We start from the raw sequence: 20,062 nt of genomic DNA, 5'->3' as shown, positions 1-20,062 counted from the left end.
CGCTTCGGATGACTTGTACGAAAATATATAGAAACAGTTTATTTTAAAAAAGTGTTGAAACGTTTTGTTTTAGGGGGTTTTTGATGGTGGTCCGTACAAGACTTGAACTTGTGACATCTACCTTGTCGAGGTAGCGCTCTACCAACTGAGCTAACGGACCGTTGAAAAGAGATGAGAATATTACACTACACTTGCTTAAACTGATTTTAGAAGTGCAGCAAATTCTCGAAAAAATGTTATTTTTCTTTGTCGGCCTTGCAAAACCTGGGTTTGAGGTTTAAAAACAGCAGCCAGGCAACCGCAAAATCGATCATCACATCGGCAAAGTTGAAGATCGCAAAATCAAATCCGCAGTGCCAAAAGATATAATCGACGACGCCGCCATGAATAAAACGGTCATAAATGTTTGAGAGCCCGGCACCGATCAGGATCCCGGACGGAAGCATATAACAGAGTTTTTTCAGGCTGATCACATAAGCCAAGACGCCGGAGATCAACAGGAGCTGCAGCCATTTCAGATACTCATCCAGAAAGGAGAGCATCGAAAAGGCGACCCCCTGGTTGAAGACGAGACGGAGATTGATACAAGTTGTCTCATAGATGTCCAGCGCACGTGGGTAGAGGGCTTCTTGCGGCAAGGCGTAGATATCTATGGCTTTAAGAATCATGTACTCTTTGATAGCCTGATCGGCAATAAAGATACCGACCAGTGCAAGAATCAGAACAAGAAGCGACTTAACCATTGAGCGCTTTCTTGAAAAAATCTATCAGATCATTCATGGCCTTTTCCATCGCCTTGGCATCTTTGCCTTCCAGCAGGACACGCAGTTTGTTCTCTGTTCCCGAGTAGCGTACAAGATGGCGGATGCGGGCTTTGTCCAGTGCCGCATATTTTTCAGATAAGCCCTCGATGCTTTCAAGCTTTTTTTTCTCATGCACATGGAGATTGACAAGTTTTTGCGGATAGAGGCTGAACGGACGGAGGGCTTTGCTGACCGGCTGGTCGCTGCTGAGAACCAGTGCGAGCGTCTGCAGTGCCGTGAGCAGTCCGTCGCCCGTCTTTGCATAATCCTGTACAATGACATGCCCGCTCTGTTCGCCGCCGAAGTTGATCCCCTCTTTGTTCATGATCTCCAAAACATGTTTGTCGCCGACGTTGGAGCGGTAAAGCTTGAGGCCGTGCTCATGTAAAAAATCTTCAAGCCCCTGGTTGCTCATGACGGTGGTGACGATACCGTCGCCTTTTAGTCGGCCGATCTGCTGGAGGTAAAGGCCTATCGCACCGATCAGCTGATCGCCGTCGACGACCTCGCCCTTCTCATCGATGACAACGATACGGTCAGCGTCACCGTCGAGGGCAAATCCGATGTCGGCACGGTACTCGATGACCGCTTTTTGGACATCTTTGGGATAGAGTGCGCCGCAATCTTCGTTGATGTTAAAGCCGTCGGGTTTATCATGCAGGACAATGACTTCGGCACCGAGCTCTTCGAGTACGGTCGGCCCGACCCGGTACCCTGCACCATTGGCCGTATCCAACACGATGCGCATTCCCTGAAGCGTATGCTCCTGGCAGAAAGAGTTTTTGAGCTGGACAATATAGCGCCCGATGACATCGTCGATACGTTTTGCCTTGCCGATGTTCTTGTTGGTGGCCGCTGCATCGTTCAGTTTTTCCTCATCCTGAACAAGTTTTTCGATCTCTGCTTCGATCTCTTCGGAAAGTTTGTCGCCGCGTGCATCAAAAAATTTGATACCGTTGTCGCCGAAATGGTTGTGGCTTGCAGAGATCATGATACCCGCATCACAGCGCATGTTCTCTGTCAAAAAAGCGATAGCGGGCGTGGGCATCGGTCCGATCTGTATGACATCGTAACCCACGGCAGTCAGCCCGCTGACGATCGCGTTTTCAATCATATAGCCGCTGCGTCGCGTGTCTTTCCCGACGAGAATCTTGTTCGTCTTTGCACTGTCTTTAAAGTAGACACCTGCCGCCATGGCAACTTTCATGGCGAGTGAAGCCGTTAAAAAACTTCCCGCCTCGCCACGTACGCCATCTGTTCCAAATAATTTCATCTGTACACCTTATTTACATTTCAACATAATGTTTAACTTAATTTTAATTATCTTTAAGGTAACATTCTACCTCAAATTATATTATGACAAGGATAATGCAATGGCAAACCATAAGTCAGCATTGAAGAGAATCCGCCAGACTGAAAAACGTACTGAGCGTAACAGATTCTATCGTACACGTTTAAAAAACATTGTTAAGGCAGTTCGTACTGCTATTGATGCAGGTAACAAAGAGGAAGCTGCTGAGTCATTGAAAGTTGCTAACAAGCAGATCCATAAATTTGTAAGCAAAGGTCTTTTGAAAAAAGAGACTGCTGCTCGTAAAGTAAGCCGCCTTCACCAAGCTGTTAACGCACTGTAAGGGTAAGTACTACCCCGAATGTTAGCAGATAAACTAACCCCATTTCTTGAACGCTACGACGAGTTGAGTGAGCTGCTTAGCTCACCCGATGTAGCCTCCGATATCAAACGTATGACGGCGCTATCAAAAGAGCAGTCAGGTTTGCTGCCGCTTGTAGAAAAGACCAAAGAGTACAAAACCCTTCTTGCCGATATTGACGATAACAAGTCGATGATCTATGATCCGGAACTTGGCGAACTTGCCAAAGAAGAGCTCAAAGAGCTTGAACCGAAAGTCGCTGTTATCGAAGATGAGATCAAGAAGCTTCTTATTCCCAAGGATCCGAATGATGATCGAAATATCATCGTGGAACTCCGGGCCGGTACCGGCGGGGATGAAGCAGCACTCTTTGTCGGCGACCTCTTTGCTGCCTATACCCGTTATGCGGAAGTCAAAGGGTGGAAGATAGAGCTGATGAGCACGAGCCCATCCGATGCAGGCGGGTATAAAGAGCTGATCGCCCTTATCAAAGGGGACCAGGTTTTCAGCCGTCTGAAATATGAGGGTGGTACCCATCGTGTCCAGCGTGTTCCGGCAACGGAATCCCAGGGACGTGTTCACACCTCTGCGATCACGGTCGCGGTGATGCCGGAAGTCGAAGACGTCGAAGTCGATATCGACCCGGGTGACCTGAAGATCGATGTGATGCGTGCTTCTGGCAACGGCGGCCAGTCGGTCAATACGACGGACTCCGCAGTCCGCATTACCCACCTTCCGACAGGGTTGGTTGTCACCAACCAGGATCAGAAGTCGCAGCACAAAAACAAAGACAAAGCGATGAAGGTACTCAAAGCGCGTCTTTATGACCTTGAGTTGCAGGAGGCACAGAAAAAAGACAGTGCCGCCCGTAACGAACAGGTCGGTACAGGTGACCGTAGCGGGCGTATCCGTACCTATAACTACCCGCAGAACCGTATTTCGGATCACCGTATCAACCTGACGTTGTACCGTCTTAACGAGATCATGACCGGCGGTCTGTTTGATGAGATCATCGATCCGTTGATCACGGACAGCCAAGTCAAAAGCATGGAAGCGGCCGGCCTCTCTTAAAAGTTCCAGCTGGGTCTGCCCCCTTGGGTATCGGCGCGATTTGCACCGGGGTTCACCTCTCAACGCACAGCAGCACGACTCACGATTTAGTCGTTCGCTGTAGTGAACTGTTGGTTCTTCTGCGCTTTCGGGTTCACACCCGGCACAACTCACACCAAAACAAGGGTACCGCTCGCGTAGCGATGTTTCCTCGAAATCTGAAACTTTATATAAATTTTTTGATTTTTCAAGTATGAGAGCTTCGGTGTCTTTTTTGACATCCAAAAATTTATTTGCAAGTTTAGATTGCTTTTAGATGAACAACGTCATCTTTCTTAGCACTTAGCACTTAGCACTTAGCACTTAGCACTTAGCACTTAGCACTTAGCACTTAGCAGGTTTTTACATCAATCCCCGCATCATCAGGTACCAATACATCGGTTTAAGCATGTAGAGGTCAAATGCCCACCAGATCCAGCGCGGTTTTCCGATGTCCAGAGGAAATGACGGTGCCGGACCGTCATAGTTGAACTCGGCCAGGATGATTTTGCCGTACTGTGTCTTCAGCGGGCAGACCGTGTAGCCGTCAAATTTCTCTTGTAACGCCTTGCTCTCCATCTGTGCGATCAGGTTGCCTACGACAACAGGCGCCTGGTGACGTGCGCTTCCCCCCGTTTTACCCAGTGGAATCCCGCAGATATCACCGATACCGAATACATTGGCATAACGACGGTGCTGGAGTGTTTCGCGATCAACCTCGAGCCACCCTTTTGCGCTCCCTTTCTGCCAACCCAGCGGTGAGTTTACCACAGCATCCGGTGCGCTCATCGGCGGGACGATGTGGATAAAGTCGTATTCCATCTCTACCAGCTCTTTTTTGGCGATCATTTCGTACTCTTCGAGATCTTCGTCATAGCTGCCCTGAACCTCATAGTTGTGTTCAAAGGTGGCAACCTTGTTCTGCACATCGATAGAGACCAGGTTGTGTTTGAATTTATTGGTGATATTTCCGTAACGCGGCTGCACTTCGTTATTGAGCGTTGCATCGACTGCCGGTACGGCACCGAAGAGCTTGCCGCCGTTCGTGGCAAAGGTGAAGTCGGCGGTGAGCCCGTCACGCTTTAGATAGTCATCACTCAGGTAGAGGATCTTCTGTGGTGCACCGCCGCACTTTATAGGGGTTCCGGGTTGCGTACAGATGACTTTCGGATTCCCGTCTTTGGCTGCTTCATGGAGATCTTTAAACCACTGGTGGGTGATACTGCCGCCCTCTGCGGTACCTTTCTCAAGGTTGTTCAGATAGACGCTGGAGATACCGTTTTTACCGATATCGTCAACGCTGAGACCTTGAATCCATTCGTAGTGGTACTGAAGACCCGTGGCAACAATCAGGTAATCATAATCGATCGTCTCGCCGCCGCGTGTTATGACCTTGTTGTTGTCCGGATCAAAGGTTTTGACTTCGTCCTTGATCCAGGTGACACCATCCGGCACAAGGTCTGCATTGTCTTTGGAGATATCGTCAAAAGTGTATTCACCTGCGGCCATAAAGATTTGGCCCGGTTGATAAAGATGGACCTCATTGGGTGCGATGAGGGTGATGTCCGGGTTGGAGAGCGCTCTGTTCAGACGTGCAGCCGCCATAATACCGCCGGCACCGGCACCGACGATAACGACTTTGCCTGTTGCATCTGATGCTTCAGCCGATGCGATGGAGCTGGATGATGTTGAGGCGAGAACGCCTGCCGCAATCGGTGAAATTCCCATCAGTTTCAATGCATCGCGGCGCGAAAGCATCTCAGCGTTTTTACTCTTTTTTAGGAGAGATTTAAGATCTTTTGTATCCATGATTGTTTACCTTCTATTGATGATTGTTCCTATTTTAGCGCATGTCTATTAAAAATGGTGATTAAAGTGTATGAATTATGCGCGTGTTTGCCGATAACCTGATGAGATCGCCCGATAAAACTGAGATAGAGCGGTGAAAAAGGTCTTTGCGCTCTTCTTTCAATCTAAACAAGGCGACTTTTAGCTAAAATCACGCAAATAAAATATCTTCAAGATGCTCTGCCTATTGTTGTGGTGGGCTCTTTGAAAGAGGATGAACAATTATGAGCGCAATTGCGATTAAACACAACGACGAAGTTATCGACCTGCTGACAGCGCAAGCGAACGGAATTACAGGTGAAGAGATCGAGCTTGACAACTCCCCGGAAGCCCTGGAAGTTCTCCGCCACTCAACGGCACACCTGATGGCACAGGCGATCAAATCGCTTTACCCGGATGCCGAGTTTTTTGTCGGACCGGTTGTCAAAGAGGGATTCTACTACGACTTCAAAGTGAGTGAAGAGATCGGTGAGGGTGACCTTAAAAAGATCGAAAAGACGATGCTCTCTTTTGCCAAGAAAAAGTACCCGATCGAGCGCTATGAGATCTCCATGGATGAGGCGAAAGCGAAGTTTGCCGACGACCATCTCAAGCTGGAGGTGATGAAGCGCATTCCGAGTGATACGGTCTCTATCTACAAGCAGGGTGATTTCGAAGATCTCTGCCGCGGACCGCACCTGCCGGATATCGGTCAGATCCGTTACTTCAAGCTGACAAAGATCTCGGGTGCCTACCTGGGCGGTGACTCCAAGAACGAGATGCTGACACGTATCTACGGGATCGCTTTTGCCGACAAGGAGTCGCTCAAAGCGCATCTTGAGATGATCGCCGAAGCGGAAAAGCGCGACCACCGCAAGATCGGTGCCCAGATGAAGCTATTCACTTTCCGTGAAGAGGTCGGCGCCGGTTTCCCTATCTGGCTTCCTGCCGGCGGACGCCTTCGTGCACGTCTGGAGTCTCTCCTTTTCAAAGCACACCGTAAACGCGGCTATGAGCCGGTGCGCGGGCCTGAGATGCTGCGTTCTGACCTCTGGATGACGTCGGGCCACTACCAGAACTATGGCGAGAACATGTACTTCACCAATATTGACGATGTGGAGTTCGGCGTCAAGCCGATGAACTGTGTCGGTCACATCAAGGCGTATGAAGATGAGCCGCACTCCTATCGTGACCTGCCGCTTAAGTACTTTGAGTACGGGGTGGTGCACCGCCATGAGATGACAGGGGCACTGCACGGTCTTTTCCGCGTACGCGAATTTACGCAGGATGATGCGCATATCTTCTGTACTGCGGACCAGATCGAAGAGCAGATCATCGAGGTCGTCGACTTTGTCGACAAGATCATGACGACCTTCAACTTTGATTACAAGATGATGATCTCGACGAAGCCGGAAAAAGCGGTCGGTGATGACGAGGTTTGGGAAATTTCGACCAACGCGTTGAAAACGGCAATGGACAAAAACAACCTTGTCTATGAGATCGATGAAGGGGGCGGTGCCTTCTACGGACCGAAGATCGACATCAAGATCACCGATGCGATCGGACGCGAGTGGCAGTGCGGAACGATCCAGCTGGACTTCAACCTTCCGGAGCGTTTTGAGCTCGAATACAGCGGGGATGAGAACAACAAAATCCAACCGGTTATGATTCACAGAGCAATTTTAGGTTCGTTTGAACGATTTATTGGTATATTGACAGAACATTATGCGGGTGAGTTCCCAATGTTCGTTGCACCGACCCAGGTCGCCATCGTTCCTATCGCGGAGCCTCATAACGCATATGCCAAGGAGTTGGCAGATAAACTGATCGATTTAGGTGCGGACAGCGAGATCTTCTCGAAAAACGAGAGCCTGAACAAACGTATCAGAACTGCCGAAAAAGGGCGTGTCCCGATGATCATCGTTTTAGGTGATGATGAGGTCGAGAACAAAACGATCGCAGTGCGTGACAGACGTGAGCGTGAACAATATAATCTTAGCGAAGCAGAGTTCTTGGCTATGATTCAACAAAAAATAAATGAGGTAAATTTTTGAACCGAAAAAAAGACACTACTATAATGAACGAAGATATCCGGGTCCCGGAGGTTCGTTGTAACGTCGATGGCGGTGAGTCATTAGGAATTATCCCGACAAAAGAAGCATTGGCAAAAGCTGATGAAATGGGCTTAGACCTGGTGCTCATCGCGCCAAATGCCAAGCCGCCGGTAGCGAAGATTATGGACTATGGCAAGTTCAAATACCAAGAAGAGAAGAAGAAAAAAGAGCAGCGCAAAAACCAGATCAAGATCGAAGTCAAAGAGATCAAGCTCTCCGTCAAGATCGCAGATAACGACATTAACTACAAAGTCAAACATGCCCGCGAATTTTTAGAAGAAGGCAAGCACGTTAAATTCAGAGTATTCCTCCGCGGTCGTGAGATGGCGCACCCCGAAGCGGGCAGAGAGGTTCTTCTGCGTGTCTGGCCGATGGTTGAAGATATCGGTGTTATGGACAAACCGCCTCGTTTTGAAGGGCGTTACTACAATATGCTTGTTCTTCCGAAAAAAGAGGACAAGAAAAAGTAAAAGTTCCAGCTGGGTCTGCCCCTTCGGGTATCGGCGCAATTTGCACCGGAGTTCACCGCTCGACGCACAGCAGCACGACTCACGATTTAGTCGTTCGCTGTAGTGAACTGTTGGTTCTTCTGCGTCTCCTGGTTCACATCCGGCACAACTTACACCAAAACAAGGGTACCGCTCGCATGGCGATGTTTCCTCGAAATCTGAAGCTTTTTCAAAGTTCAGGTTGTGTGAAGATGAGCTTCGCCACCTTTTCATACTAGATTCACCATTCACCATTCACCATTCACCATTCACCATTCACCATTCACCATTCACCATTCACCATTCACCATTCACCATTCACCATTCACCATTCACCATTCACCATTCACCATTCACCATTCACCATTCACCATTCACCATTCACCATTCACTAACCCTACTTTTTAAAGAGTACCTCCATGATCTCTTCATCACTTTTATCTTGCGCCTTTTCCGAGAGGAACATCAAATAGGTGTGCCCGTACTGTTTGCAGACAAGCTCCATATCATCGAGAAGCATCAGATAGGGGGCGATCAGGTTTTGATGGAGGCGGCTGTTTTCATCTAAAATATAGAGCAGTTCGATGAGCTGCGAACCGGACAGCTTTAGATTGAGGGCAAAGTTGTAGAGTGTGATCATCGCTATTGCGTGCAATTTGATCTCATAATCATCATCTTTATTTTTCAGACACTGCTCTTCAAGGTATTTAAACTCCTCTTCGGCCTGTCTGAGCATATTTTGCAAATCTGTATCTGACATGATTTAGTATAACCAAATATAGTGACAAAACAGGACGGGGCCGCTGTCTGTTAATTAATCACAATGGTGCAAAGTGAATTTCAATGCGTTTGAAAACCTGCAATGGAATTTTAATCTTGATTTGGCTATAATTTCAGACTTATTTTACGCAACTATGTAAAATAGTAAAATTAGAGAGGAGTCACTATGCCTAAGATGAAATCTGTAAAAGGCGCTGTAAAGCGTTTCAAAGTGAAGAAAAACGGCACTGTTAAACGCGGTACAGCGTTTCGTAGCCATATCTTGACTAAGCAAGATGCTGGAACACGTCGTAAACAAAACACGCCGAAAACCGTTGCAGCAGTCGATGCTAAAAATATTAAGGCGATGATCGCGTAATCACGCTTTCATTCAACTATTCTCCAGTTCAACTGGGCAAGTCCACCATTGAAGTGGCACCTATGTATCGAAAAGGTCATAGAGTCAAGTAAAGGAAAAAAATGCCAAGAGTAAAAACAGGTGTTGTAAGACGCCGTCGTCATAAAAAAGTATTAAAACTTGCAAGAGGTTTCTTTCAAGGTCGTCACAAGCACTTCCGTAAAGCGAAAGAGCAACTTGAACACAGTATGTATTATGCATTCCGTGACCGTAAACAGAAAAAACGTGAGTTCCGCAAACTGTGGATCATCCGTATCAATGCTGCATGCCGCCTAAATGACATCAGCTATTCTCGTTTCATCAACGGATTGAAAAAAGCGAACATCGAACTGGATCGTAAGATCCTTGCCGATATGGCAATGAACGATGCAGCAGCATTCAGCGCTGTAGTGACTCAAGCAAAAGCTGCACTCTAATTTAACAGATCAGGGCCTTTGGCCTTGATTCTTCTACACTTTTCTCCTCCCCATTAAACCCTTACCAAAACAGCAATTAGCCAATACCCTTTTATAGGTAGACCTTTCTATGTCAACAATTCAGCCGGAGACAGAACTCTGCGCCGACAGCACTTTCAGAAAACAAGATGATCTGATTTCTGTAAAAGACTATGAAGCCGATGTACTATTGGTCTCTTGTCCGATTGCGGTGTTTAGATGGCGTATCTTAAGCAGATTGTCCTGGCCACCGAAGTTGAGGTGGAGTAAAAAATGGGTACTGTTTTTATAGAGTCTGAACTTCTGCACCTCACCGAAATCATCAATAAGCACGTTAAGGTTACGCTCAAAAGGATAGCTCAGCTTTGCCGCCGATTCAATACGATAGAGATGCTTCTTTTTTACAAGGTATGCAACGTACGGCATCACATGCGTGTGAACAACATGCCGGGTCTGGATGAGAACGATATCTTCATTTTTATTGACATTGATGATCTCGTCGACATTGGATTGGGAGAGGGCGAGATCAAGATAGAGGGTTTTAAACAGAGACTGTTCGGTTGATATTGTCTGCAGTTTCTCGCCGTAAAAGCGGTTGGATTTATCCAGTGAAGCCATGGATTGGTAAAGAAATATCATGACGACGGAGAAGAGGGTGATGGCGATCATCATCTCTATGAGGGTAAAAGCGTTGCGTCTCATTGCAGTTTGACCCGTAAGAAAGAGCTGGACTGATCGTTGACCTTCATGGTCGTACGACCGACCTCCAAGGCGGTTACGGCCTCTGACGCCTCTTGTATCAGGGTGTCGTCCCCGTTTTCACCGCTGCCTATATCGGCAATACTTTCAGCGGCCTCTCCAAAATCAATGCTCGTGACCTCGTTGTAGATGATCTCGACCTTGACATTTTTAAGCTGACGTCTGAGATCATCATCGATGTTAAAATCCTTGACCAGTTCAGCGAGGTCGGTTTTCGCTTTTTCATACCCATAGATCTCATTGCCCAAAAGCACGCTTGTTGTATTGGTGTGCAAGATCTTCTGACGTACGGATTTGAAGGTGTAGGAGTTGTTGGCAAAGAGTTCTATCAGTGATCCGATAACAACGGCGATGATCATGACGGCAACAAGAACCTCGAGGAGGGTGAAGCCGCGAGACATTTTAGGCATGAGACAGACCGATGCGTATCGCTTCATCCAGGGAAGTCTCTCCTCTGAGCAGCATCTTGCGAAGCTGCATAGAGATCGTAACAAGGTGTTCTGCTTCCAGCGCTTTGGAGATGGTGTGCTCATCCGTGGTCTCTTTCAGCAGATCCTTGATCATATCGTCCATGACCAGAAGTTCACCGATCGACTGGCGGCCGCTAAAACCGCTGTAGTTGCACGCCTTGCAGCCGACAGGCTTGTAGATCTTGGCATCAGGGGCAAGATTGTATTCGGTGGCGAAATCCTCCGCAATAGTGTCTTCCACCTTGCAGGCATCGCAGAGACGGCGGACAAGCCGCTGTGCCATGATGCCCAGGACAGAAGAGGAGATCAGAAAAGGCTCTATGCCCATATCGGCCAGACGCGAGATGGTCGCCGCGGCGGAGTTCGTATGCAGGGTGGAGAAGACAAGGTGCCCTGTCAGCGCCGCGCGGACCGCGATATGCGCCGTCTCTTCATCACGGATCTCACCGATCATAATGATGTCCGGATCCTGGCGCAGTATAGAGCGCAGAGCAGAAGCGAAGGTGAGCCCCACCTTTTCGTTGACCTGTATCTGGGAGATCGTCTCCGATTTGTACTCGACCGGGTCTTCGACCGTGATGAGATTGAGTTCAGGCGATTCGACTTCCTGCAGGAAAGCGTGCAGCGAGGTGGTCTTCCCTGACCCTGTCGGACCGGTGACAAGGATGATGCCGTGGGAGTTGCGCAGCAGGTTTTTGATGTCGTGGATCGTCTCATCCGAAAAGCCAAGTTCATGGATATGGGGTACGGAACCGCTCTGCATCAAAAGACGCATAACGACACGTTCGCCGTAAAAGGTCGGCAGGATAGAGACACGGATATCGAGGGTCTCCCCGGCGATCTTGATCTGGGTACGGCCGTCTTGGGGGATGCGGTTCTCCGAGATATCGAGATTGGAGATGACCTTGATACGGCTTATGATGAGCGCGATGACCTTTTTCTCCAGGTCGGCATTTTTGGTGAGGACCCCGTCGATACGGAAACGGACTTCACCCCTCTTTTCATGCACTTCGATGTGAATATCGGAGGCTTTGCGCTTGACGGCCTGATAGAAGAGGGCATTGACAAATTTGATGATAGGTGCAGACTCTTCAGAGGTGAGGATGTCCGATGAGGTCCGTAAAAACTCTGTCAGCGAAAGCTCTTCATCCTCTTCCTCTGCCTTCTCACCTTTTTCCTGCATGGTCTCGATCTGTCTGTCGGTGCGAAGTTCCAAAAAACGGTTGAAGAGGCGTTCGAAAGACTCTTCGTCGAGGATGACAAAAGGGTACTGCTCGTCAAGTTTACTGTAGAAGTTGCTCGCTTCGACCAGGTACTCCTCGGAAGTGACCGCTACGATCTCCTCTTCGATGTGCGTAAGCAGAAGATAGTTTTTGACTAGTAGCTCTGTCTCAATCCCTTCGACTTCGATCGCTTCGAGGCTGAGATCATGGTGCAGTTGAGGCGAAAGCATTACTTATTCTCCTCTTTGCTCTTTTCCTCGATTTGGGAGAAAACTTCCTTGTTGTATTCTCTCTGAAGCCGGCTCAGCTCGCCAAGTTCACGTTGAAGCTGGGAAAGTTTTTCACTCTTTTCGATGATATAGGGTGTCAAAATAACGATCAGGTTGTCCTGCTGGTCGGATGTATCGTTGTGGGTGAAGAGCAGTCCGAGTATCGGAATGTAACCCAATATCGGTACTTTCGATTCGGTTGTAGAGGTGTAGTTCTTAACCAGGCCGCCGATGATGATTGTCTCGCCATGACGCAGGATCGCCTGTGTGAGTACATTTTGTTTTGTCGTCACCGGCTGATTGTTTGTATCTACGGTTGCAAGTACATTTTCCAGGATCGCCTCGACATCCAACGTTACCTTGTCTTTTGATGAAACACGGGGCTTGATCTTGAGGGTCAGACCTACATCCTCGCGTTTATAACTGCTGGTTGTTCCGAGGGTGCCGGCCGTATTACTTCCTGTCTGAAAGGAGAGCGTTTTACCGACGTAGATCGATGACTCCTGGTTGTTCACACAGAGGATTGACGGGCTCGAGACCGTTTTGGACGCGCCTTTCGTCTGAAGAAAATCAAGTGAAGCCCCTATGGCGAGTCCGGTTGTACCGGCATCTTCCGGTATGGCCACACCCAACGATTGAATAATGGAGGCCGCCGATGAGCCGCCGAAGTTGCCGCTAAAGGCCAAAAGTCCGGAGGAACTGACATCGAGGGCGCCAAGGGAGTACTTGAGCCCGATCTGTTCCGCATCGTTTTTGTTGATCTCGACGATTCTGGCCTGTACATAGACCTGGTACTTCTCTTTATCAAGCGTTTCGATGATCTTGACAAGCCCTTTAAGCAGGGAAGGGTTGCCCACAAGGATAATGGCATTGATCTCTTCGTTGGCGGAAACGTTGGGCTTGAGACTCGGATCGGTAAAGGTCTGTTTGGTGATGATCTCGTTGAGTGTGGCCAGAACATTTTTGGCCTCGGAGTTTTTCAGCGGGAGGATCTGCACCACTTCATTGAGGTTCTGTTCGGTGTCGAGGGTCTTTATGATTTTGGCAAGCTCTTTGACCTGATCGGGATTACCGACCAGGACCAGGCCGTTGACATCATTGTTGAGCAGGACTTTAACGCTCTGTGTCGCTACCTTCTCGTTAAAGATCGACTTGGCGATGTCTGTGACCTGCGTGTGCAGTTGTTTGAGTTCGGCATGCTCCACCGGAATGATCTTGATGATCTTTTTGTTTTTTGTGTCAATATCGCTGATAATACGTTTGATGGTCTGTATGTTGGCCGGATAGTCGGTAAGAAGAAGCGTATTCGACTCTTTCATCGTCATCAGCTTGGCGGTCTTGGAGATGAGGTAGCGGACTTTGGCGGCAACGATATCGACATTTTCACCTTTGACCTTGATGGCTTGCGTGACCATGGTATGGCCGCGTGCAATGTTGCCTGAACGCACGACCGGGACATTGTGCTTTGCCGCTTCGGTCGAACGGACAACCTCATAATATGAGCCCTTTTGAACAAGGGTAAACCCTTTTGATTCCAGGACCGAGACCAGAATACCCATCACTTCGTCATCATAGATAGGGGCTGTCGTGACCAGATCGACCGTGCCGTTGATCTTGTTGGTCACCAGGATGTTCTTTTTGCTGATCTCTGCAACAAGTTTGATGAACTTTTCGATCTGCAGGTTGTCAAACTTGACCTTGACCTGTTCTCTGGCAGCGAGAGTGGTGCCGATTAAAAGAGTAAAAAGCAATAGATGTTTAATATATTTCATAGACGATCTCCGTTTCTTGATTATTACGTAGAACGATAAGTTCAAGTGCTTGAAGTTTATCGATCCCTTGATAGATGGCGAGGGCATCTTTATACGATGTCATCGGCTTATTATTGGCTTTAATGATTATATCGCCTTGGCGTAAACCGAGGTTGGCAAAGGGGGTGTTGGCTTTGATGCGCGTGACTTTGAAACCGGTGATCTTGCCGTTTTTCTTCTCTTCGACAATACCGATATCCTTCCAGATCTGATCAACGTTTTTGGCATAGTAGCTAATATCGGATTTGGCGACCTGCTTCATCGTCTCCTCATCGCTCTCCGGCGCACCCGCTCTTTGGGTATAGCGTTCGCCCTGTTTGTCTTCTGAGAAGTAGAGGCTGTAGCTTTGGCCGCCTTTGTCGAAAAGTGCCCCGTTTTCGAGTATTTTTTTCAGGGTATAGCCTTCAAAACTCTCTCCGATACCGAGCACTTCGGCATTATCGGGTTTTGCCTTGAGTGCGATAATGACATATCCGCCGCTTTTGCTCTTAAAGAGCCCGCTTAGTACCATATTGGAGATATTGGGTCCGTAGGCCGTCAGCTCGCCGAGCTCCTGCGAGCCGCTTTCAAGGTCGGGTCTCTGTGCCGCTTTGATGATATTGTTGACACTGTAGCGTTTGTACTCGGGTGCCTTTGAACTGCTGGCGTGGTAGTTGACCCCTTCACTTGGAAAATACCACAGCATACCAAGCGAGATCGCCTTGGCGACCAGGATGGTGATGAGCAGATTGCGCAGGATCTTCATATAAGCGGGATTAAAATTTATATTCATAACTGTAATCCCCCTCTTTTGTTTTTTTCAGCTGTCTCAATGTACTTTTATAGCGCGTACGCATCAGTCTCGAGGGCTTTAAAAATAGTTGTACGGAACGTTCCAACAGATCAACACGCGCCTCTGCCTCACCGAAATCCCCGACCGCGTTGGCATTGATATGGAGCGGATCGATCAGGCTCTGGTGAAGCTCTGCACGCTGGATCAACGGCGGGAAGAAGGCCTCAAACGTCTTGTCAAGGAGGATGTCGGCAGCAGCGGCGCTGTTGTAGAACCCAAAAATGCCCAATGTCACCGATCCGATCTCGGCACTTTTTATTTTTTGCACATAGAGATCGATGTGGGTGAGTTCAAGTGTAAACCCGTGATCGACAGCCTCTTCATGCGCGAGGATGACACCAAGCGGTTTAAGCTGCCCTTCCGCAAAGTAGTAGACACTCTCTTTGGGGGTAAAAAAGAGCAGCGCGCCGAAAAAGAGAATGGTATAGAGGAGGTAAAGGGCTATCTTTTTCATGAGCTGACCTCCACGCTGAAACTGATCGACTCGTCATCAAGACGCTCGATATCAAAGCTTTTCAGGATATAGGTGCCGTTAAAGAGTTTGACGAAAAAGTAGTTCGCGGCTTTCAGATCAACTTTTTTTGATTTTAAAACGACAGAACCGCGTTTTTTGGTCTGTTGGATGTTGGCTGATTTGAGCTGGGGGGCTTTGATCAGTCTGTCAAGTGCACTGCGCGCTGTCTTGGGATTGTCCCAGGCGCGTTTAAGCGCATCGATCTCTTCCGCTATCGTCTCTATCTTCGCCAGGGAACTTTTGCTTTCGCGGAGCTCTGCTTTGGCGCTGCCGAGCTGGTAGATGACGAACAGCAGTGCTACGATCAGCAGCAGCGCGATATAGAGCGGATTGATCTTCATAGCACTATCTCCATTGTGTAGATCCCGTTCGCATAGCTCTCTTTCTCGGGTTTGAACTCTTTTGCAAGCGCGGAGAGGCTTCGTGCTCCGGCCTCCCGGGAAACGCTCTTGATCTCAATGATGACCTTCTGTTTCTCAAGGGCAATGCGCTGCATCTGCTCGTCTGGTTTGAGTTTGGCCGTCAGCGCAAGATTCAGAATGTCGCGTATGCGGATCTGACGCTCAAAGACCGTGTTGAGTTTGGCGTGGATCGCCTCATTTTGAAACGAGGTCGCAGGAAGTTTATGGCGGGCAAAGACTTCCGACTCTTTTTGCGCGATCACCGACACTTTGGCGCTGGTGATCAGCCACTCTGCACCGAACATGATGATCAGCGTACCCAGTATCGAGGCAAAGACGATTTGACTTTTTTTATCTGCGATCTGGTTGATGCGGGTGAGGTGGATCGAGTGTTTTGAAAAGAGGTGGCCGCTCAGATCAAGTTCAACGGCGTCCGGGTCCAGGGCGATCGGCAGCTTGACGACGACACCGTCCTGAAGGCTCAAAATGCTCTTGTCATCGATCCTGATCGACGCTTCGATCGTGTCAAATTCGCTCTGGGCGAGGTAGATATTGTCAATATTGGCTGAGGAGATCCCTTTGTCGGCGATCAGGTCAAGCACCTCTTTGTCGTTGTAGGCGAAGATCAAAAAGCTCTCGCCGTCTTTATAGGCACCGTAGCTGTATTTGCCCTCAGGCAGGTTCTCTTCAAAGAGAGAGGGGATCAGGCTTCTGACTTCACGCAGATATTTGACCGGGAGTTTGACACGCTTGACCCAGTACATCGAAGGCGAAAGGATGATGTTTACCGGCTGGTCAAGAGAACATGGCGGTGAATCGACATCGACAAAAAAGGCTTTCGCCTTTGATTTAAATCCCAAATTCAAAATGTTTCCCTTTTTTTGCAGTTAAATCATAGTCAAAGGCCACATTGGCACTGTTGTTGTTCTCTACGATCTCAATATCCAGATGCACCGTCGGCTGGTAGAAGCTGAGATTGAATGTCGCCAGACCCTCTTTCCTTTCAGGCGAAAGATCAATGTCTTCAAGTGAACTATAGGCCCCGCCGCCCGAAGAGAGCTCAATAGCGCGCTCCTCTTCCAGTCCGGGAATCAGCATCTGCCACAACGCCGGCGTGATGTAGTTGGCATCCAGCACCGTTGTATTGGCATCGTCAAAACGGAGCAGATCTTTCCACGGCAGTTTAGCGACGGCATTGTCATGACGTTCACGGATATAAAAATCCACAATCTTGTCGAAATGTCTTTTTGAGACAATACGTTCACGGTACAATTCCGGCATCTCATCGAATATACCCGTCTTATAGATATCTTGATATCCGCTCATGCAGTCGATCAAAAGATCACTCATAAAGAGGGCATCCTGAACATTAAAACGGTTCATATACGCTATTAACGTATCCTGAAAAGGTTTTGACGCCTTGAGGGCATTGATGTTGATATGTCCCATTGCACTAGTGATCTCTATTTTAACTAAAAGTTCTTTTAATTCCAGCGGGATGAACCCGGCAGTGAGTAAAAAAAGATTGAGACTCTCGGCATCGGTCACGGCACCGAGTTTGTCCGCCCCTCTCATCAGAGCGAGAACATCGTCCACGACGGCACCGCTTTGAAGCAGAAAACGTGCCTGATGGAGCTCTTCGCCGCTTTTGCGAAGGTTCATCAGACTTACCCCGACAGCGGCGGTTATCGCGATGATGAAAAAGAGTGTGATAAGCAGGGCGACGCCGCGGCGCTCAGATCTGTCTCTCATGACCGGATACTCACTGAAAAGATCGGCAGTCTATCATTGACTGTTTTCTGTTCAGACAACAGCGTCACCTTCACATCCATTGCACTAAAACTTTGGATTCCGTCAAGCGTTGCTACCGGTCCGGTCATCATTGGATACTCATTGAGAAGATCGGCAGCAGCATGGCCGCCACGATGAAGCCGATGGTTCCGCCGACAAAGAGCATCAGTGCAGGTTCAAGCAGGCTCAGCAGCACAGAGATCTTGTCGCGGTTGTCTTCGAAGTAGAGTTCCGAGATGTTGATAAGCACCGGTTCGATCTGAGAGGTCTCCTCGCCTACCGCGATGGCCTGAAGAAAAGATTGATCAAGATCGTAAGCCGATTCGTTGAGTGCGATTGAGAGCCGTTTGCCCTCGACCACTTTGGCAGACGCCTCCAAAAAAAGCGATTTCAAGACGCTGTTGTTTAAAATATTGGCGGCGAGATTAATGGTCTGTACGAAGGGGACGCCCGAACGTACGAGCAGGGAGCCGACGTATGCAAAACGTGCCAATTCGCTTTTGAGCGCGATCTCCCCGAAAAGAGGCATGCCGAGGACGAGACGGTGCACGGCGTATCGGTACTTCGGCGCGTAGTGCATCAGCAGCGAGTGGGCGGCGATAAAAAGTACGAAAAGTGCGAAAATGATCATGTAGTGATCGTTGAAAAAGTCACCCAAAGCGATGACGAAACGGGTGCTTGCCGGAAGTTCCTGCCCCATCCCTTCAAAGATCCCGGTGATCTGCGGTACAACAAAGGCAAGCATGAACCCGACCATAAAGAGTGAGATGACGATCATGAAGGTCGGGTAGGCAAAGGCCGATTTTATCTCTTTGGCGATACGGTCCTGCTCTTTCAGAAACCGCGAAAGCTCTAATAGTACCTGGTCAAGGATACCGCCGGATTCGCTCACCTTGATGGACTGTTTGAAAAATTCGGGCAGGATGACGATCTTCTGCTCTTCCAAAGCGGCATAAAAATTTTTACCCTCGTCAAGATAGGTGCTGACGGTTTTCAGGAAGAGGTAGATCTTTTTTTTGTGCATATACTGGTTCTGGATGATCTTGAGGGCACCGACGATGCTGATCCCTGAGCGGATATACATGGCGAGTTCGCGGCTGAGTTGTGAGAGCTCATTGGGCGAAATGCGATAACGGCGGGTGAAATGGATCCCGCTGAAGACAGAAGGCAACTCTTCTTTGATACTTTTGTAGATGATCTTCTGTGCTTTGAGTTTGCTTTTTGCCTCTTCAAGCGAAGCGGCCTCGAGTTTATCGCTGACTTTCTTGCCGGCAGCATCGATTCCTTTATAGGCGAAGATCATTGCAAGAGCTCCTGAATCTCTTCCTGACGGCTCTCTTCGAGAGCCTGAAGGGAGGAGTAGCGTGCCGGCGGTTTTAAAAGACCGCGATAATCATAACTATGTTTCTGTGTCTCGATGATCATTTCCGAACTGCTCCCGTCTTCAAAAATTTCATATTTAAAACAGACATCGAACTCCCTGTCATCTTCATCAAAGATCGGTGTGAAGCGGAGTTCCTGTGTTCCTGTATTGGTGTTGTAAGACCAAAAACGGAGAACACGCTCTTTTTCCATAAAAGGATCGATATCGTCTTTGACCTTTTCGCCGTCGACATAGAGGGCACAGGCCTTGCAGTTATCGGTGCAGATCAATGCGACGTGGTTGCGCTGATGAAATGTCTGCACAAACGATGGCAGGCTTTCAAATCCGAGAGCCGACTCTTTGTCGTTGATCTTTTGCATGGAATTGATCACAAGGCCATAGATGACACCGATGATCACGACAACAAGTAAAAGCTCCAGCAGTGTAAAAGCTCTTCTCTGCATCATTGACCGGTTAGAACTTACACTCGCTGAAACGGATATCGGCGGCATCGCCTTCGCCACCCTCTTTACGGTCGGCACCCAGAGAGATCAGGTCAAAATCAGTGCCGTTATTGATGTAGATAAACTCATTTTTCCAAGAGTCTTTCGGCAGGTTTTTGCCTTCAAAATAGGCATTCGGGGCATACGCAGGGTAGGCCTCTTCACTCGGGTTGGTGATAAGCGCCTGCAGCCCCTCCTCTGTCGTCGGGTAGACACCGTTGTCGAGTTTAAACATCTTGAGGGTCTCACCGATTCCTTTCATCTGAACGCAGACGAGTTTACGTTTGGCCTCTTCGCCTTTGCCCATAAGGTTCGGAAGTACCAAAGAGGCTAAAAGCCCCAGGATAATAATGACGATCATCAGCTCCATCAACGAGAAAGCCCTGCGGCTTGAGGTTCTTAAATGATTAGACATACGTTGAATCCTTATTTATAGTGTTAAATTGTTCTTTATTATACAGGGGAATATCTGTCAAACAGCTGTGGAAAATTACAATAGCTTTGTTGCAGTCAGGTTACAAGGGAAAATAGGACCTCTTTTT

The 20,062-nt window shown here is 48.5% G+C and carries 22 protein-coding genes and 1 tRNA gene; 6 read left to right on the top strand and 17 right to left on the bottom strand.

Features of this window, described 5'->3' with window-relative positions; genetic code table 11:
- Positions 1 to 84 precede the first annotated feature (84 nt).
- From WCY20_RS12980 to glmM, 3 genes are all read right to left on the bottom strand, one after another.
- A tRNA-Val gene (locus WCY20_RS12980) sits at positions 85 to 160 on the bottom strand.
- Between the two features lie 76 nt (positions 161 to 236).
- Positions 237 to 743 carry a signal peptidase II gene (gene lspA, locus WCY20_RS12975; RefSeq protein ID WP_345975734.1) on the bottom strand — a complete coding sequence of 169 codons (507 nt, stop codon included), beginning with the start codon at positions 741 to 743 and terminating at the stop codon, positions 237 to 239.
- Complete coding sequence (gene glmM, locus WCY20_RS12970; RefSeq protein WP_345975732.1) at positions 736 to 2,076, bottom strand: phosphoglucosamine mutase; 1,341 nt, start codon at positions 2,074 to 2,076, stop codon at positions 736 to 738. Before glmM ends, lspA begins: the two co-directional genes overlap by 8 nt.
- 100 nt (positions 2,077 to 2,176) lie before the next feature.
- On the opposite strand from glmM, the gene rpsT reads away from it, so the two are divergent.
- Both rpsT and prfA read left to right on the top strand, forming a co-directional pair.
- Positions 2,177 to 2,437 carry a 30S ribosomal protein S20 gene (rpsT, locus tag WCY20_RS12965; RefSeq protein WP_345975730.1) on the top strand — a complete coding sequence of 87 codons (261 nt, stop codon included), beginning with the start codon at positions 2,177 to 2,179 and terminating at the stop codon, positions 2,435 to 2,437.
- 18 nt (positions 2,438 to 2,455) lie between these two features.
- On the top strand, positions 2,456 to 3,526 hold the full coding sequence (gene prfA, locus WCY20_RS12960; RefSeq protein WP_345975729.1) for a peptide chain release factor 1: 1,071 nt from the start codon (positions 2,456 to 2,458) through the stop codon (positions 3,524 to 3,526).
- A 381-nt stretch (positions 3,527 to 3,907) separates the two neighbouring features.
- Here the strand turns inward: prfA and WCY20_RS12955 are convergent, their stop codons facing one another.
- Complete coding sequence (locus tag WCY20_RS12955) at positions 3,908 to 5,353, bottom strand: FAD/NAD(P)-binding oxidoreductase (protein ID WP_345975728.1); 1,446 nt, start codon at positions 5,351 to 5,353, stop codon at positions 3,908 to 3,910.
- Between the two features lie 263 nt (positions 5,354 to 5,616).
- On the opposite strand from WCY20_RS12955, the gene thrS reads away from it, so the two are divergent.
- Positions 5,617 to 7,425: a threonine--tRNA ligase gene (gene thrS / locus WCY20_RS12950; RefSeq protein WP_345975727.1), complete on the top strand. Its 1,809-nt coding sequence runs from the start codon at positions 5,617 to 5,619 to the stop codon at positions 7,423 to 7,425.
- A 23-nt stretch (positions 7,426 to 7,448) separates the two neighbouring features.
- Entirely contained in the window at positions 7,449 to 7,955 is a 507-nt protein-coding gene (gene infC, locus WCY20_RS12945) for a translation initiation factor IF-3 (protein ID WP_345975726.1), read from the top strand.
- 415 nt (positions 7,956 to 8,370) lie between these two features.
- On the opposite strand, the gene WCY20_RS12940 is transcribed toward infC, so the two are convergent.
- A complete protein-coding gene (locus tag WCY20_RS12940) occupies positions 8,371 to 8,733 on the bottom strand; it encodes a hypothetical protein (protein ID WP_345975724.1) in 363 nt (120 codons plus the stop codon).
- Between the two features lie 186 nt (positions 8,734 to 8,919).
- On the opposite strand from WCY20_RS12940, the gene rpmI reads away from it, so the two are divergent.
- Both rpmI and rplT read left to right on the top strand, forming a co-directional pair.
- Positions 8,920 to 9,111, top strand: coding sequence for a 50S ribosomal protein L35 (gene rpmI / locus WCY20_RS12935; protein WP_345975722.1), 192 nt, complete (start codon positions 8,920 to 8,922; stop codon positions 9,109 to 9,111).
- 101 nt (positions 9,112 to 9,212) lie between these two features.
- Positions 9,213 to 9,566, top strand: a complete 354-nt coding sequence (gene rplT, locus WCY20_RS12930) for a 50S ribosomal protein L20 (RefSeq protein ID WP_345975720.1) — start codon at positions 9,213 to 9,215, stop codon at positions 9,564 to 9,566.
- A gap of 189 nt (positions 9,567 to 9,755) precedes the next feature.
- On the opposite strand, the gene WCY20_RS12925 is transcribed toward rplT, so the two are convergent.
- The 12 genes from WCY20_RS12925 to gspG all read right to left on the bottom strand — a co-directional run bounded on the left by WCY20_RS12925 (position 9,756) and on the right by gspG (position 19,935).
- A complete protein-coding gene (locus tag WCY20_RS12925) occupies positions 9,756 to 10,286 on the bottom strand; it encodes a prepilin-type N-terminal cleavage/methylation domain-containing protein (protein WP_345975718.1) in 531 nt (176 codons plus the stop codon).
- Positions 10,283 to 10,780 (bottom strand): type II secretion system protein, encoded by a 498-nt coding sequence (locus tag WCY20_RS12920; RefSeq protein ID WP_345975716.1) that lies wholly within the window; start codon positions 10,778 to 10,780, stop codon positions 10,283 to 10,285. The genes WCY20_RS12925 and WCY20_RS12920 overlap by 4 nt, the downstream gene beginning before the upstream one ends.
- Positions 10,746 to 12,266 carry a GspE/PulE family protein gene (locus WCY20_RS12915; protein ID WP_345975715.1) on the bottom strand — a complete coding sequence of 507 codons (1,521 nt, stop codon included), beginning with the start codon at positions 12,264 to 12,266 and terminating at the stop codon, positions 10,746 to 10,748. Before WCY20_RS12915 ends, WCY20_RS12920 begins: the two co-directional genes overlap by 35 nt.
- A complete protein-coding gene (locus tag WCY20_RS12910) occupies positions 12,266 to 14,077 on the bottom strand; it encodes a secretin N-terminal domain-containing protein (protein ID WP_345975713.1) in 1,812 nt (603 codons plus the stop codon). The genes WCY20_RS12915 and WCY20_RS12910 overlap by 1 nt, the downstream gene beginning before the upstream one ends.
- Positions 14,064 to 14,888, bottom strand: coding sequence for a PDZ domain-containing protein (locus WCY20_RS12905; RefSeq protein ID WP_345975712.1), 825 nt, complete (start codon positions 14,886 to 14,888; stop codon positions 14,064 to 14,066). The genes WCY20_RS12910 and WCY20_RS12905 overlap by 14 nt, the downstream gene beginning before the upstream one ends.
- Positions 14,872 to 15,402 carry a hypothetical protein gene (locus WCY20_RS12900; RefSeq protein WP_345975710.1) on the bottom strand — a complete coding sequence of 177 codons (531 nt, stop codon included), beginning with the start codon at positions 15,400 to 15,402 and terminating at the stop codon, positions 14,872 to 14,874. The genes WCY20_RS12905 and WCY20_RS12900 overlap by 17 nt, the downstream gene beginning before the upstream one ends.
- Positions 15,399 to 15,803: a hypothetical protein gene (locus WCY20_RS12895; RefSeq protein WP_345975709.1), complete on the bottom strand. Its 405-nt coding sequence runs from the start codon at positions 15,801 to 15,803 to the stop codon at positions 15,399 to 15,401. The genes WCY20_RS12900 and WCY20_RS12895 overlap by 4 nt, the downstream gene beginning before the upstream one ends.
- Positions 15,800 to 16,729 carry a hypothetical protein gene (locus tag WCY20_RS12890; RefSeq protein WP_345975707.1) on the bottom strand — a complete coding sequence of 310 codons (930 nt, stop codon included), beginning with the start codon at positions 16,727 to 16,729 and terminating at the stop codon, positions 15,800 to 15,802. Before WCY20_RS12890 ends, WCY20_RS12895 begins: the two co-directional genes overlap by 4 nt.
- Positions 16,713 to 17,615 carry a hypothetical protein gene (locus WCY20_RS12885; protein WP_345975706.1) on the bottom strand — a complete coding sequence of 301 codons (903 nt, stop codon included), beginning with the start codon at positions 17,613 to 17,615 and terminating at the stop codon, positions 16,713 to 16,715. Before WCY20_RS12885 ends, WCY20_RS12890 begins: the two co-directional genes overlap by 17 nt.
- A gap of 127 nt (positions 17,616 to 17,742) precedes the next feature.
- On the bottom strand, positions 17,743 to 18,957 hold the full coding sequence (locus WCY20_RS12880; RefSeq protein ID WP_345975705.1) for a type II secretion system F family protein: 1,215 nt from the start codon (positions 18,955 to 18,957) through the stop codon (positions 17,743 to 17,745).
- Positions 18,954 to 19,484 carry a prepilin-type N-terminal cleavage/methylation domain-containing protein gene (locus WCY20_RS12875; protein ID WP_345975703.1) on the bottom strand — a complete coding sequence of 177 codons (531 nt, stop codon included), beginning with the start codon at positions 19,482 to 19,484 and terminating at the stop codon, positions 18,954 to 18,956. The genes WCY20_RS12880 and WCY20_RS12875 overlap by 4 nt, the downstream gene beginning before the upstream one ends.
- Positions 19,485 to 19,491: 7 nt before the next feature.
- Complete coding sequence (gspG, locus tag WCY20_RS12870) at positions 19,492 to 19,935, bottom strand: type II secretion system major pseudopilin GspG (protein WP_345975702.1); 444 nt, start codon at positions 19,933 to 19,935, stop codon at positions 19,492 to 19,494.
- Positions 19,936 to 20,062 lie beyond the last annotated feature (127 nt).

It is taken from the genome of Sulfurimonas sp. HSL3-7 (assembly GCF_039645985.1).
Classification (GTDB): domain Bacteria; phylum Campylobacterota; class Campylobacteria; order Campylobacterales; family Sulfurimonadaceae; genus Sulfonitrofixus; species Sulfonitrofixus jiaomeiensis.
This window is presented reverse-complemented; position numbering and strand designations above follow the sequence as displayed.

Coding starts and splice junctions, on each gene's coding strand:
- lspA (WP_345975734.1), bottom strand. CDS start 743: ATGGTTAAGTCGCTTCTTGTTCTGATTCTTGCACTGGTCGGTATCTTT.
- glmM (WP_345975732.1), bottom strand. CDS start 2,076: ATGAAATTATTTGGAACAGATGGCGTACGTGGCGAGGCGGGAAGTTTT.
- rpsT (WP_345975730.1), top strand. CDS start 2,177: ATGGCAAACCATAAGTCAGCATTGAAGAGAATCCGCCAGACTGAAAAA.
- prfA (WP_345975729.1), top strand. CDS start 2,456: ATGTTAGCAGATAAACTAACCCCATTTCTTGAACGCTACGACGAGTTG.
- WCY20_RS12955 (WP_345975728.1), bottom strand. CDS start 5,353: ATGGATACAAAAGATCTTAAATCTCTCCTAAAAAAGAGTAAAAACGCT.
- thrS (WP_345975727.1), top strand. CDS start 5,617: ATGAGCGCAATTGCGATTAAACACAACGACGAAGTTATCGACCTGCTG.
- infC (WP_345975726.1), top strand. CDS start 7,449: ATGAACGAAGATATCCGGGTCCCGGAGGTTCGTTGTAACGTCGATGGC.
- WCY20_RS12940 (WP_345975724.1), bottom strand. CDS start 8,733: ATGTCAGATACAGATTTGCAAAATATGCTCAGACAGGCCGAAGAGGAG.
- rpmI (WP_345975722.1), top strand. CDS start 8,920: ATGCCTAAGATGAAATCTGTAAAAGGCGCTGTAAAGCGTTTCAAAGTG.
- rplT (WP_345975720.1), top strand. CDS start 9,213: ATGCCAAGAGTAAAAACAGGTGTTGTAAGACGCCGTCGTCATAAAAAA.
- WCY20_RS12925 (WP_345975718.1), bottom strand. CDS start 10,286: ATGAGACGCAACGCTTTTACCCTCATAGAGATGATGATCGCCATCACC.
- WCY20_RS12920 (WP_345975716.1), bottom strand. CDS start 10,780: ATGAAGCGATACGCATCGGTCTGTCTCATGCCTAAAATGTCTCGCGGC.
- WCY20_RS12915 (WP_345975715.1), bottom strand. CDS start 12,266: ATGCTTTCGCCTCAACTGCACCATGATCTCAGCCTCGAAGCGATCGAA.
- WCY20_RS12910 (WP_345975713.1), bottom strand. CDS start 14,077: ATGAAATATATTAAACATCTATTGCTTTTTACTCTTTTAATCGGCACC.
- WCY20_RS12905 (WP_345975712.1), bottom strand. CDS start 14,888: ATGAATATAAATTTTAATCCCGCTTATATGAAGATCCTGCGCAATCTG.
- WCY20_RS12900 (WP_345975710.1), bottom strand. CDS start 15,402: ATGAAAAAGATAGCCCTTTACCTCCTCTATACCATTCTCTTTTTCGGC.
- WCY20_RS12895 (WP_345975709.1), bottom strand. CDS start 15,803: ATGAAGATCAATCCGCTCTATATCGCGCTGCTGCTGATCGTAGCACTG.
- WCY20_RS12885 (WP_345975706.1), bottom strand. CDS start 17,615: ATGAGAGACAGATCTGAGCGCCGCGGCGTCGCCCTGCTTATCACACTC.
- WCY20_RS12880 (WP_345975705.1), bottom strand. CDS start 18,957: ATGATCTTCGCCTATAAAGGAATCGATGCTGCCGGCAAGAAAGTCAGC.
- WCY20_RS12875 (WP_345975703.1), bottom strand. CDS start 19,484: ATGATGCAGAGAAGAGCTTTTACACTGCTGGAGCTTTTACTTGTTGTC.
- gspG (WP_345975702.1), bottom strand. CDS start 19,935: ATGTCTAATCATTTAAGAACCTCAAGCCGCAGGGCTTTCTCGTTGATG.